Genomic DNA, 12825 nt, shown 5'->3' on the forward strand with positions numbered 1-12825 from the left:
TTTATATTGCATTGAACATAGAGATTATGCAATAACTTTAACACTGTTAGTGAGTTAGAACATAAAACTGTAAGTAAGTTTTGGTAAGCTTGGAGGCGAAGTATGTGCTTGAGTTGAATCATGTTTCTTATAAAATTGATAAGCGTACTATTATTGACGATATTTCTTTAACCGTAAACCCGGGTGAAGCCATTAGTGTCCTAGGTCCATCTGGTAGTGGTAAGAGCACACTGTTTAGATTAATGAGTAATTTGCTGAGTCCGACGGAAGGGACAATAACGTTATATGGACATCCTTTTGAAGATATAGATCCTGAAACTTTGAGAATGGAAGTTAGTTTTTTATTACAACAAAGCGACTTGTTTGGTACTACCATCGGTGAAAACTTAGCTTTTCCAGCACTTGCTAGACAAGACAAGTTTGATAAAAGCAGGGCGAGAAAGTTATTAAAAAAAGTAGGTTTAGGTCATTATAAGCTAAATACTCTTGTACAACATTTGTCAGGCGGGGAACGTCAACGTATTACAATTGCACGACAACTCATGTATATACCAAAAGTATTACTGTTAGACGAAGCTACAAGCGCACTAGATGTACATAATAAGGAAAACATCGAAACATTTATTTTTGAGTTAGTGCAACAAGGATTAGCTGTAGTCTGGATTACGCATGATGATCAACAAAGTACGCGACATTTTGATAAACAGTGGCGTATTGTTGATGGAAAGCTACAGTCTGAGGAGGTATTAACATGAGTGTTACAGCCTTATCTTTAACTGCATTATTGTTACTCTTTCCAATTATTGTTTCGTATAAAGAAAAATTACATATTGCAAAAGATTTACTAATTGCTACAGGGCGTGCCATTATTCAACTGTTAATATTAGGATTTATTTTAGATTTTATATTTGATGTTAATCAACATTGGTTACTGATGTTATTTGTACTAGTTATTATCGTTAATGCTGCATGGAATACTATACATCGAGCATCGCCTATTATGCATCATGTGTTTTTGATTTCATTTAGTTCAATATTTATAGGTGTAGTTTTACCGTTAATGGGCGTTATCGTGACAGGTGCTATTGATTTCAAAGCCAATGAAGTGATACCTGTAGCTGGTATGGTTGCCAGTAATAGTTTGATTGCGATTAATTTAGCTTATCAAAATTTGGATAAAGAATTCGTTAAACAAATGGATGAAATTGAGGCGAAATTATCATTAGGTGCCGAACCTAAATTAGCTTCCAAAGCGACATTACGTGAAAGTATTAAAACGGCTATCGTACCTACGATAGATTCAGTGAAAACCTATGGGATTGTCTCTATTCCTGGGATGATGACTGGACTGATTATAGGTGGTGTTCCGCCATTAGAAGCGATTAAATTTCAATTGATGGTAATTTTTATTCATACTACTGCTACTATAATGTCAGCATTATTTGCAACATATTTAAGTTATAAACAATTTTTCAATCAACGTGATCAACTTATTGCAAACACAATAGATATTACAAAGCAATAATTAATGATGTTATTAAGCGAACTTCTTCTATGTTAATTATGGGAGGAGTTCGTATTTTTATGGTGTTACAGCCAATGTTATTTAGTAATGTTAAGTATCCGATAAACTATTGGTGTAATAGGCTTTAAAGGGTATGAGTATGGTTGACGAATGGTATATAATGGAATGGTTATGTAAAAAAACGTACATTATATAGAAAGGAGACAGGTCTATGTCAGTAATGAGAATAGTTACCTTTATTGTTAGTATTTTCATCGTAGGTATGGTTGAGATGATGGTAGCTGGAATTATGAATTTAATGAGCGCAGACTTGAATGTGTCTGAAGCTATAGTAGGACAACTGGTGACACTCTATGCTATTACCTTTGCGATTTCAGGCCCAATATTAGTGAAATTAACGAATCGTTTTGCGCCCAAACCATTATTGCTTATAACGTTACTTGCTTTTATTGTGGGGAATTTAATTATTGCCATTGCGCCAAACTTCACAATTTTAGTTATCGGGCGAATATTGTCTTCAGCGGCAGCAGCATTAATTGTTGTCAAAATACTAGCCCTTACTGCTTTATTAACTGCACCACAAAACAGAGGTAAAATGATTGGTGTAGTTTATTCAGGATTTAGTGGAGCGAATGTTTTTGGAGTTCCACTTGGGACAATGATAGGTGATTTAGTAGGATGGCGCTATACATTTGTATTTATAGTTGTAGTAAGTGTACTTGCGGGTATTTTAATGTTTATTTATTTACCTTCAGTTGAGGATACTAATAAACAGTCTCACGTTGGTAGCACACCACGACAAAGTACTACTTATTCGAAAATTTTACGTCCTGCCGAAATTGTTAAATTTCTAAGTATTACTTTCTTAATATTAGTAGCGAATTCGATAACATTTATTTTTATAAATCCATTGATGCTTGCAGGTGGACATGATTTATCATTTATCTCTATAGTTTTATTGATTAATGGTGTTGCTGGCGTCATAGGAACATCAATGGGCGGATTTTTATCAGACAAGTTAACAAGTAAAAGGTGGTTAATCATCTCTATAATCATATTTATTGCAACGATGTTATCATTAAATCCAGTGTTATCAACTGTTGCTATGTTACTTATCACGGTATTTATTTGGAACATTATGCAATGGAGTACTAATCCGGCAGTACAAAGCGGAATTATTGAACATGTTGAAGGCGATACAAGCCAAGTTATGAGCTGGAATATGTCAAGTTTAAATGCTGGTATTGGTGTTGGTGGTATTATTGGTGGACTGATTGTTTCAAATATTAATGTGCATGCAACAGCTTACTTTTCAGTAGGAATTGCAGTAATTGCGCTTATAATTGCTATCAGTTTGAAAAAAGTAGTATCAACATAAATTGTGGAATTTAATACGCTAATAAATGAATTACGTTAGCGTTATATGAAATATAAATAATGCAAAAACAGCCGTCACTTTACATAGTGATGGCTGTTTTGTATTACTATTCACAATAGTTAACCTTCAGGTGATTGCTTTGTTGCTAGTAATGCAGGAGATGCAATTTCATAATTTTGAGGTGTACGTGAGAGATACGCAATACCTGCCGCTAAGATAATATAAACTAACGTACCAATGATATACACAAGTTGTAAATCAGAAATTAATAAATAAGATTGATATAGTAATAACCCAATTGCTAACACTGAAATACTTACTAATAATGGGTAAGGCACTTTTAATGGTGAACGTTGATAAGCCTCAGGATACCTTTTAGGTAAGCGTAATACTGCCAAAGCAGGGAAGGCGAACACTAGCAACGAAATACCTGTGCCTAATTGTGCTACAACTGTTAATGACATACCTGTAATAATGGGAAAAGCACCGATAATATAAAATAATATGAGCAACCAATGTGGTGTGCCGAATCGTTTGTTAACAGCGCCAAGTTGCGATGGTAAATAACCATCTTGGATAGCTACTAATAAACTTTTGGTAACCCAAGTTAATGTGGAATTAAGCGTTGTAGCTAATGCAAACATAGCACCTCCAACAATAAAGAAAATAAAAATGGGTCTAGGTAAAACAGTTTGTGCTACACTCGTTAACGGCTGACCCGCTACTTCTGAAATTGGTAATACGCCAACTGCAATGCTGGCGATAAAGGCATAGAGTAGACCTACAAAAATTGTGGCTACAACAATGACTATTGGGATATCACGATGTGGACGCTTCATTTCGCCACCTAATTCAGCTACAACTTGTGCGCCTCCAGTAGCAAATGAAACTAAGCCAACAGCAGTAAAGAATCCAGTAAAACCATCAGGAAACATATCATGTGAATTAAATACAGCAACATTGGTATGTGGTAAACCATAAATGATGAAGCAAGATAAAGCGACGATCAAGACAACTACCATTAAATTACCAATATAGGACGCAGATTTGACACCGATAATATTGACAATAAATAAGATTGTCATTAATGTTAATGCTACCCACTTAATTGGCACTCCAGGATAAATACTTTCTAAATATTGTGCAAAAGACAGTGCATATAAAGCTAATGTGATTTGCAATAGCAAAAAGAGTAATAACCAAAAAACGCCTATTTTAGGTGAAAGCAATCGACTTGTATATTGATACATACCTCCAGTGGTTGGGATTGCTGAGCTCAAAATAGCTATTGGAAACATGGTAACGAGTGTTAAAATTGAAGAAATAACAAACGCTGGTGTTATACCACTGCCAGTCATTTGAATGCCGATACCTGTTAATGACATCACACCTGCACCTATAATTTGACCAATTGCAATACCCATGACGTCTGGAAGACCTAAAACTTTTTTTAAATTTGCTGTTTGTTGCATTAACTCACCTCTATCTTAATTCTATAAATTTTTTAATGGAATAAATATAGCATAAAATTCCATTAATTCATAGTATATTAATCGGAAAAGTAAGTTAAAGTTTATGAGTTATAATTCCCAAAAAAGTGGGCATTATAGTAATATAAATATGATGAACCAATAATGGAGTTGATAGTGATGAACGAAAAAGTTACTAATGCAAAAGTTGATACGTTTATTAACAATCTGGAGCAATGGCAAGATGAGTTTAAATTTTTGCGAAAGCTAAGTCTAGACACAGAACTGGAAGAGGAGTTTAAGTGGAAGCATCCATGTTATACATTGAATGATAAAAATGTAGTGATTATCCAAGATTTTAAGCATTATTGCGCACTGCTATTTGAAAAAGGTGCGATAATGAAAGACAAATATGATACGTTAGTACAGCAAACTAAAAATGTTCAAGCCGCTAGACAATTAAGATTTAAAGATTTAGCAGAAATACAAACAAGAGAAACGGAAATTGCTTGGTATTTGGAAGAAGCTATTCGTGTTGAAAAATCTGGTAAACAAGTCAAAATGAAAAACACTGATGAGTATGAGATGCCAGAAGAACTACGCCAGGCGTTAGATAATGATGAAACATTACAAACTGCATTTAATAACTTAACCCCTGGACGTCAACGTCAATATATGTATTATATTGGTCAAGCAAAACGCAGTGAAACACGTACGCAACGTATCGAAAAGTACAAAGATCAAATTTTGGCTGGCAAAGGAATGAACGACAAATAATTGAACAATAGAAAGAAGGTACTTACATGCCTAGAACATCAAAGCGTATACAGCTATTAGAAGCGGCTGCAGCCATTGTCAATGAACAAGGCAGCGAATACTTAACATTAGACGCGGTGGCGCATAAAGCAGGAGTGAGTAAAGGTGGCTTACTGTATCACTTTAAAAATAAAACAGCATTGATACAAGGGCTTGTTGATCATGCCAATACTCTATATAAGACAAATGTAGATGGCCATTGGAATAAGACTTCATCTGCAGAAGCAGGAAATATGTTACGTGCATTTATAGAAGCTACACGAGAACACAGAGAAGAAAATGCTAGTATTACGTCTGGTATGTTAGCTGCTCAAGGTAGTAATAAAAATTTATTAAGTCCACTACAAGACACATATCGTGACTGGCAAACGCAAATCGAACATGATGGTTTGGATCCTGTAGATGCTACAATTATAAGATTAGCCATTGATGGACTATGGTTGTCAGAAATATTTGGTATAGATGCAATTGATGATGATATGCGTAAACAAGTTTTAGACAGACTTACAGCACATAGTTATAGCCAAAAAGAAGAAAAATAAAATTTTTTAAACCAAGGGATAGTAAGCGTTTGACGCTTTTTATCTCTTTTTTTATAGTATTGTAAGTTGAAACTTTACCGTCTGGTTGGTACACTAAAGCATGTGTAAAACATAGCTGGAGGGTGAAAAATATGAAAAAAGTAATGTTAACAGCAGCATTGACAGGTGCTGGAGATACTACAAGTAAAAGTGAATATGTACCTGTCACACCTGAAGAAATTGCAGATTCTGCAATCAAATGTGCGAGAGCTGGAGCGACAGTTGCTCACATACATGCACGTGATCCAAAAACAGGTGGTATCAGTCATGATGTCAATTTATTTAAAAAAGCTATTGAGTTAATTCGTCAAGCTGATGAAGATATTATTATAAATGTAACGTCAGGTGGTGGAGGAGACTTTATCCCTGATTTAAATAACCCTTCTGTAGGTGGACCGGGAACTGATATGCAAACACCGCAAGAACGTCATCAGCCGGTTGGAGACTTGTTGCCTGAAATGTGTACGTTAGATTGTGGCAGCGTTAATATGGGAGACGATGTTTATTTGAGTCCTGCATCATGGTTACGTACGCAAGCTGCTTTAGTAAAAGAAGCGGGTGTAAAACCAGAATTAGAATGCTTTGATAGTGGACATATAAGTTTTGCTAAACAGTTAATATCAGAAGGCTTGATAGAAGGCCAACCGCTATTTCAATTTTGTTTAGGAATTCCTTGGGGTGCCGAAAATGATCCTGAAACTATTGAATATTTTAAAACGCGTTTACCAGAAAATGCAGAATGGTCTGCATTTGGAATAGGTCGTATGCAATTACCTACAGTTGAAGAGGCAGCTAAACGCGGTGGCAACGTTCGTGTAGGGTTAGAAGATAATTTATATTTATCAAAAGGTGTTAAAGCTACAAATGAACAACTTGTAGCTAAAGCAGTTGAAATATTAAAAGATTTAGGAATTGAACCAATGACACCACAAGAGGCGAGAGATAAATATCAATTGAGAAACCCACAAGGAGGCACATTATGAAATTTGCAGTAGTAGGAACAGGTGTTATTGGTAGTGGTTGGATTACACGAATGCTTGCACATGGACACGAAGTCGTAGCGACAGATCCGAGTGAAGGTGCTTATGAACGCATGTTGACACAAGTTAAACAAAATTGGCCTTATGCAGAATCATTAGGTTTAGCGGAAAATGCGTCATTACAAAATTTAACATTTACGGATAACTTAGCAGAAGCTGTTAAAGATGCAGATCACATTCAAGAAAATGTACCAGAGATTGAGTCATTGAAAGATAAAGTGTTAACGGAAATTGATTTTTATGCGAAACCAGATGCAACGATAGGTTCTAGTACATCAGGTATTATGCCTTCAGAATTACAACAAAATTTAACACATCCCGAGCGTTTCATTGTTGCACATCCATTTCATCCAGTATATATTTTGCCTCTTGTCGAAATTGTTGCAGGTAAGTCTACAAGTGAGGCTACAACGATAGCTGCTGAGCGCATTTATGAAAGTATAGGTATGGATGTCTTGCATGTACGTCATGAAATAGAAGGGCATATTGCAGATCGTTTAATGGAAGCGTTATGGAGAGAAGCCTTACACATTGTTAATGATGGTATTGCAACTACTGAAGAAGTAGATAAAGCATTTACCCATGCAGCTGGCTTACGCTATGCACAATATGGTCCATTTATGACATTCCACCTTGCAGGTGGAGAAGGTGGTATGCGCCACATGTTAAAACAGTTTGGACCTGCTTTGAAAAAACCATGGACTAAACTAGAAGCACCAGAATTAACTCAGTCATTATATGATGATGTTGTTGCTGGTTGTGAGGCCACATCACAAGGTAATACCATGGCTGAATTAGATATGAAACGTAATGAATTTTTAGTAAAAGTGAAACAATTAGCGCAAGAATATTGGCCAGAAGATACTGCAAGTATGAAAAAAGGTCAGCAAACGGTGCATGAATATGACAACTAAAAAATTCAACTACCAAACTGTAGTTAAGCCAGAGTGGGTAGATCACAATAATCATATGAATGATGCAGAATATAATCGTGTGTTTAGTGATGCTACAGATGCGTGGCTAGCACAATTAGGTTTAAATGAACAAACGATTAATGAACTCAAATATACAATTTTCACTTTAGAAAATCATGTTTTGTATTTAAAAGAAATTAAGGTCAATCAACGTATCCAGTGTGAAGTGACAGTAATCGATTATGATACAAAACGTATACATGTTTTTATGAATTTGTATGATGAGGCTTGTAATAAATGCGCTACATATGAAGTGATGTTGATGGGAATTGCAACGGAAACAACGAAACCGGCACCATTTCCAGAAGAATTTAAAAGTGCGCTAGAGGCTTACGCCATAATAGCTACAGAAGATATAAAACCGCGAGAACTGGGGCATAAAATTGAAATAAAACGCAAATAACGCTATGATATATCATGTCTTGAGTTTAGAAAGTTTTAACATTTAAAAGTTGATAATTATTTGAGAGGTAGCCTGGAAGTTAATATATTTTAAATAATATGAGGATATTCAAGTGTAGTAATATAGCTACCTCCGTGATAATGCAAATGAGTATGTGCATTGGTCATCTCAACTGTATAAAAAATGAGAGAGTCATTTGTATCATGTTTTTACTTATTTTTTAATTTGTATGACATCTACTGATGACTCTTGTTTATTAAGGGACAAATATAATAACAGAAAGGAATTCGGAAATGTTAAGTATAAAAAACTTATCAAAAGTTTATCCTGGCGGTAAGAAAGCAGTAAATAAAATTTCTTTAGAAATAGAGTCAGGGGAGTTTATTGCATTTATTGGAACAAGTGGGAGTGGTAAAACAACTGCACTAAGAATGATTAATAGAATGATTGAATCGACAGAAGGTCAAATTACTATAAATGGCAAAGATGCGAGTAAAATGAATCCAGTAGAACTACGACGTAAAATTGGATATGTTATTCAACAAATTGGTCTTATGCCACACATGACCATTAAAGAAAATATTGTCTTAGTTCCTAAATTATTAAAATGGTCACAAGAAAAGAAAGATGCTAAAGCTAAAGAGTTAATTAAGTTAGTAGATTTACCGGAGTCATTTTTAGAGCGTTATCCTTCAGAATTATCAGGCGGTCAGCAACAACGTATAGGTGTTGTACGTGCTTTGGCTGCGGAGCAAGATGTAATTTTAATGGATGAGCCTTTTGGTGCGCTAGATCCGATTACGCGAGATACGCTACAAGACTTAGTAAAAGAATTGCAACAAAAATTAGGGAAAACATTTATCTTTGTCACACATGATATGGATGAAGCCATAAAATTAGCAGATAAAATATGTATTATGTCACATGGTGAAGTCATCCAGTATGATACACCGGATAATATTTTACGCTATCCTGCAAACGATTTCGTACGAGAATTTATTGGTCAGAATAGATTGATTCAAGATCGACCAAATATGAAATCAGTGGAAGACGCTATGATTAAACCTGTGACTGTACATGCTGATCAAACGCTTAATGATGCTGTAGATATTATGAGAACACGTAGAGTAGATACCATTTTTGTAGTCGGGGAAAATCATCGATTATTAGGTTATTTAGATATAGAAGATATTAATCAAGGATTACGACAGAAGAAAGAATTGATTGATATGATGCAACGGGATATTTATCGTGTGCGTATCGACAGTAAATTACAGGATTCAGTGCGTACAATATTAAAACGTAATGTGCGTAATGTGCCTGTGGTAGATAGTGATGACCAAACGTTAATAGGTCTTGTTACTAGAGCTAACTTAGTAGATATCGTTTATGACAGCATTTGGGGAGATATGGAAGAACCTGAGGAAAACAATGCTATTATTGAGCCTGTTGACTTAGGAGCTGATAACAAATGATAGATTTTTTAATAAATAATTGGAGTGAACTTGTTACAAAGACAGGTGAACATTTTTATATATCTATTGTAGCTTTGTTAATAGCGGTCGTTGTTGCTGTACCTATTGGTATCTTTTTATCTAAATTAAAACGCACTTCAAATTTCGTATTAATGATTGCTGGAGTATTACAAACTATACCTACGTTAGCAGTATTAGCTATTATGATTCCGATTTTTGGTGTAGGGAAGACTCCGGCTATCGTAGCGTTATTTATCTATGTATTATTGCCAATTTTAAATAATACTGTATTAGGTGTGCAAAATATAGATAAGAATATTAAAGAAGCGGGAACGAGTATGGGAATGACGCGCTTCCAATTGATGAAAGATGTTGAGTTACCTTTAGCTTTACCGTTAATTTTAGGTGGTATTAGACTGTCAGCAGTTTATGTTATTAGTTGGGCAACGTTAGCTAGTTATGTTGGTGCAGGTGGACTAGGAGACTTTGTTTTTAATGGTTTAAACACATATGATCCATTAATGATTGTTAGTGCAGCAATCTTAGTAACACTCTTAGCACTTATAGTAGACTTTATATTATCGTTAGTTGAAAAATGGGCAGTACCAAAAGGGTTAAAGGTTTCTAGATAAGGAGAGAATAAACAAAATGAAATACTTGAAAAGAAAGTTATTAATTCTTGTAGCTTGTTTGGTGCTCTTATCTGGATGTAGTTTGCCAGGTTTAGGTGGCGGTAAGTCCAACAGTGACGTTAAGATTACAGCACTAGCTACGAGTGAATCACAAATAATTTCACATATAGTGAGATTGTTAATTGAGCATGATACGAATGGAAAAATTAAACCTACATTAATAAATAATTTAGGATCTAGTACGATTCAACATAATGCATTGGTAAATGGTGATGCGAATATATCTGGGGCACGTTATACAGGAACAGAGTTAACGGGTGCACTTAAAGAAGATCCTATTAAAAATCCAGATAAAGCTATGCAAGCGACACAAGAAGGCTTCCAAAAACAATTTGATCAAACATTTTTTGATTCATATGGCTTTGATAATACTTATGCTTTAATGGTGACTAAAGAAACTGCTGAAAAATATAATTTAGAAACAGTATCAGATTTGAAAAAACATAGTGATAAATTACGTTTAGGTGTCGATAGTTCATGGTTGAAACGTAAAGGTGATGGTTATCCTGCATTTGCAAAAGAATATGGTATTGAATTTAATAATATTAGACCAATGCAAATAGGTTTAGTATATGATGCGTTAGATTCTAACAGATTAGACGTAGCAGTAGGATATTCAACAGATGGACGTGTTGCAGCCTATGACTTAAAAGTATTAAAAGATGATCGACGCTTTTTCCCACCATATGATGCAAGTAGTGTTATGAAAAATGATTTACTGAAAAAATATCCTGAATTAAAACCTACTATGCAAAAATTAGAAGGAAAAATTTCGACAACTAAAATGCAAGAGTTGAATTACAAAGCAGATGGTCAAGGTCAAGAACCTGCAGTTGTAGCGGAAGAATTCTTGAAGGAACATAATTATTTTGAAAATGATAAGAAAGGTGGTAAATAGTCATGAGCGGCAATTTAATCCAACAGTTAATTGAATATTATTCTGTCAATTTTGGTTACTTATGGGAATTATTTATTAAGCATTTATTGATGTCTGTTTATGGTGTCATATTTGCTGCTATCGTTGGAATACCGATAGGGATATTCATTGCACGTTATAGCAAGTTATCATGGCTGATTATATCCATCGCCAACATTATTCAAACAGTACCAGTTATTGCAATGTTAGCCATTTTGATGTTAGTCATGGGTCTAGGCCCTACAACGGTAGTTGTGACAGTATTTTTATATGCGTTACTACCAATTATAAAAAATACTTTCACTGGTATTAGTAATGTCGATGGTAATATAAAAGATGCCGGTAAAGGAATGGGAATGACTCGTAACCAAGTATTACGTATGATTGAACTACCTTTATCTTTATCTGTAATTTTGGGTGGTTTACGTATTGCTTTAGTTGTAGCGATAGGTGTCGTTGCAGTAGGCTCATTTATTGGCGCCCCAACATTAGGAGATATTGTAATAAGAGGTACTAATGCAACAGATGGTACTACGTTTATATTGGCAGGAGCGATTCCAATTGCGTTTATTGCAATTATAATAGACGTTGTCTTACGATTATTGGAAAAACGCTTAGATCCGTCGAATAGAAAACATAAATTGAAGGATAGTAATCCATTACAAGATGCAAACGCATAGAGAGGTGTTATTATGGCTGTCATGACATTGAATTATCAATCGACAACTATTGGAATGCAACAAAATTTAACTGTGATTTTACCAGAGGACGCAAGCTATTTTGACACGCAAGAACCTGTAAAACGACTACCATCGTTATTACTCTTGCATGGTTTATCTAGCGATGAAACTTCGTATGTACGTTATACCAGTATTGAAAGATATGCGAATGAACATCAATTAGCAATTATTATGCCACGCGCAGATCATAGTGCATATAGCAATATGGCAGCAGGTCATAAATATTATGATTATATATTGGAAGTACATGATTACGTACATCAAATTTTACCTCTCTCTAAAAAACGAGAAGATAATTTTATCGCCGGTCATTCAATGGGAGGTTATGGCACAATCAAGTTTGCCCTTACTCAAGGTGAACGTTTCGCCAAAGCAGCCCCATTATCAGCTGTATTTACGGTTCAACATTTACTGGAAATAGATTGGTATGATTTTTCTAGTACAGCTATAATAGGTAGCAATGATGATGTAGTCGGTAGTGATTTAGATGTATACTATTTAGTTGATAATGCACTAGAACAAGGACATCCAATACCAGAGTTATTAATAATGTGTGGTACAGAAGATGCGTTATATGATGATAATATAAAATTTATTAATTATTTAACTGAGTATGGGGTTGATCACCAGTTTGAAAGTGGTAAAGGGGAACATGATTATGCCTATTGGGATAGCGCAATAAAGCGTGTTATCGAGTGGTGTATGGTTAAGTAAAAGGGAGTGGGACAGAAATCTGATTTTGAAAAAATGATTTCGTCGTCTCACCCCGGCAAGGATGACTAGCGTTGAAAAAAGCTTGGTTTAAAGCGCATTTTC

Annotated in this window: 14 protein-coding genes; 13 read left to right on the forward strand and 1 reads right to left on the reverse strand. The window is 34.9% G+C overall.

Annotation, left to right across the window (positions count from 1 at the left end):
- Positions 1-104 precede the first annotated feature (104 nt).
- The 3 genes from CD036_RS11670 (at position 105) to CD036_RS11680 (ending at position 2903) form a co-directional block, all read left to right on the forward strand.
- Entirely contained in the window at positions 105-755 is a 651-nt protein-coding gene (locus tag CD036_RS11670; protein WP_002510024.1) for an ABC transporter ATP-binding protein, read from the forward strand.
- A complete protein-coding gene (locus tag CD036_RS11675) occupies positions 752-1525 on the forward strand; it encodes an ABC transporter permease (protein ID WP_002510025.1) in 774 nt (257 codons plus the stop codon). Before CD036_RS11670 ends, CD036_RS11675 begins: the two co-directional genes overlap by 4 nt.
- Before the next feature lie 211 nt (positions 1526-1736).
- Positions 1737-2903, forward strand: a complete 1167-nt coding sequence (locus tag CD036_RS11680) for an MFS transporter (RefSeq protein WP_103388740.1) — start codon at positions 1737-1739, stop codon at positions 2901-2903.
- A 119-nt stretch (positions 2904-3022) separates the two neighbouring features.
- On the opposite strand, the gene CD036_RS11685 is transcribed toward CD036_RS11680, so the two are convergent.
- Positions 3023-4375, reverse strand: a complete 1353-nt coding sequence (locus CD036_RS11685; RefSeq protein WP_103388741.1) for an APC family permease — start codon at positions 4373-4375, stop codon at positions 3023-3025.
- 177 nt (positions 4376-4552) lie between these two features.
- Here CD036_RS11685 and CD036_RS11690 point away from each other — a divergent pair, with 177 nt between their 5' ends.
- From CD036_RS11690 to CD036_RS11735, 10 genes are all read left to right on the forward strand, one after another.
- Entirely contained in the window at positions 4553-5149 is a 597-nt protein-coding gene (locus CD036_RS11690; protein ID WP_172606410.1) for a YdeI/OmpD-associated family protein, read from the forward strand.
- 26 nt (positions 5150-5175) lie between these two features.
- A complete protein-coding gene (locus CD036_RS11695) occupies positions 5176-5730 on the forward strand; it encodes a TetR/AcrR family transcriptional regulator (protein ID WP_103388743.1) in 555 nt (184 codons plus the stop codon).
- A gap of 131 nt (positions 5731-5861) precedes the next feature.
- Positions 5862-6752 carry a beta-keto acid cleavage family enzyme gene (locus tag CD036_RS11700; protein WP_002510031.1) on the forward strand — a complete coding sequence of 297 codons (891 nt, stop codon included), beginning with the start codon at positions 5862-5864 and terminating at the stop codon, positions 6750-6752.
- A complete protein-coding gene (locus CD036_RS11705) occupies positions 6749-7723 on the forward strand; it encodes a 3-hydroxyacyl-CoA dehydrogenase NAD-binding domain-containing protein (RefSeq protein WP_002510032.1) in 975 nt (324 codons plus the stop codon). The genes CD036_RS11700 and CD036_RS11705 overlap by 4 nt, the downstream gene beginning before the upstream one ends.
- Positions 7713-8186, forward strand: a complete 474-nt coding sequence (locus tag CD036_RS11710; protein WP_103388744.1) for a thioesterase family protein — start codon at positions 7713-7715, stop codon at positions 8184-8186. The genes CD036_RS11705 and CD036_RS11710 overlap by 11 nt, the downstream gene beginning before the upstream one ends.
- A gap of 293 nt (positions 8187-8479) precedes the next feature.
- A complete protein-coding gene (locus CD036_RS11715; RefSeq protein WP_103388745.1) occupies positions 8480-9661 on the forward strand; it encodes a betaine/proline/choline family ABC transporter ATP-binding protein in 1182 nt (393 codons plus the stop codon).
- The gene (locus CD036_RS11720) at positions 9658-10293 is read left to right on the forward strand and encodes an ABC transporter permease (RefSeq protein ID WP_103388746.1); all 636 of its coding nucleotides are present in this window, start codon (positions 9658-9660) and stop codon (positions 10291-10293) included. The genes CD036_RS11715 and CD036_RS11720 overlap by 4 nt, the downstream gene beginning before the upstream one ends.
- Before the next feature lie 16 nt (positions 10294-10309).
- Positions 10310-11251 (forward strand): osmoprotectant ABC transporter substrate-binding protein, encoded by a 942-nt coding sequence (locus CD036_RS11725; protein ID WP_002510036.1) that lies wholly within the window; start codon positions 10310-10312, stop codon positions 11249-11251.
- 2 nt (positions 11252-11253) lie between these two features.
- Positions 11254-11949: an ABC transporter permease gene (locus CD036_RS11730; protein ID WP_002510037.1), complete on the forward strand. Its 696-nt coding sequence runs from the start codon at positions 11254-11256 to the stop codon at positions 11947-11949.
- A 12-nt stretch (positions 11950-11961) separates the two neighbouring features.
- Positions 11962-12723: an alpha/beta hydrolase gene (locus tag CD036_RS11735; protein ID WP_103388747.1), complete on the forward strand. Its 762-nt coding sequence runs from the start codon at positions 11962-11964 to the stop codon at positions 12721-12723.
- Positions 12724-12825 lie beyond the last annotated feature (102 nt).

Source organism: Staphylococcus arlettae (assembly GCF_002902345.1).
Lineage (GTDB): Bacteria > Bacillota > Bacilli > Staphylococcales > Staphylococcaceae > Staphylococcus > Staphylococcus arlettae.

Excerpts from the sequence above, each read along its gene's own strand:
- CD036_RS11700 (WP_002510031.1), top strand. The coding sequence starts at position 5,862 with ATGAAAAAAGTAATGTTAACAGCAGCATTGACAGGTGCTGGAGATACT.
- CD036_RS11695 (WP_103388743.1), top strand. The coding sequence starts at position 5,176 with ATGCCTAGAACATCAAAGCGTATACAGCTATTAGAAGCGGCTGCAGCC.
- CD036_RS11720 (WP_103388746.1), top strand. The coding sequence starts at position 9,658 with ATGATAGATTTTTTAATAAATAATTGGAGTGAACTTGTTACAAAGACA.
- CD036_RS11735 (WP_103388747.1), top strand. The coding sequence starts at position 11,962 with ATGGCTGTCATGACATTGAATTATCAATCGACAACTATTGGAATGCAA.
- CD036_RS11680 (WP_103388740.1), top strand. The coding sequence starts at position 1,737 with ATGTCAGTAATGAGAATAGTTACCTTTATTGTTAGTATTTTCATCGTA.
- CD036_RS11705 (WP_002510032.1), top strand. The coding sequence starts at position 6,749 with ATGAAATTTGCAGTAGTAGGAACAGGTGTTATTGGTAGTGGTTGGATT.
- CD036_RS11715 (WP_103388745.1), top strand. The coding sequence starts at position 8,480 with ATGTTAAGTATAAAAAACTTATCAAAAGTTTATCCTGGCGGTAAGAAA.
- CD036_RS11685 (WP_103388741.1), bottom strand. The coding sequence starts at position 4,375 with ATGCAACAAACAGCAAATTTAAAAAAAGTTTTAGGTCTTCCAGACGTC.
- CD036_RS11710 (WP_103388744.1), top strand. The coding sequence starts at position 7,713 with ATGACAACTAAAAAATTCAACTACCAAACTGTAGTTAAGCCAGAGTGG.
- CD036_RS11730 (WP_002510037.1), top strand. The coding sequence starts at position 11,254 with ATGAGCGGCAATTTAATCCAACAGTTAATTGAATATTATTCTGTCAAT.
- CD036_RS11675 (WP_002510025.1), top strand. The coding sequence starts at position 752 with ATGAGTGTTACAGCCTTATCTTTAACTGCATTATTGTTACTCTTTCCA.
- CD036_RS11725 (WP_002510036.1), top strand. The coding sequence starts at position 10,310 with ATGAAATACTTGAAAAGAAAGTTATTAATTCTTGTAGCTTGTTTGGTG.
- CD036_RS11690 (WP_172606410.1), top strand. The coding sequence starts at position 4,553 with ATGAACGAAAAAGTTACTAATGCAAAAGTTGATACGTTTATTAACAAT.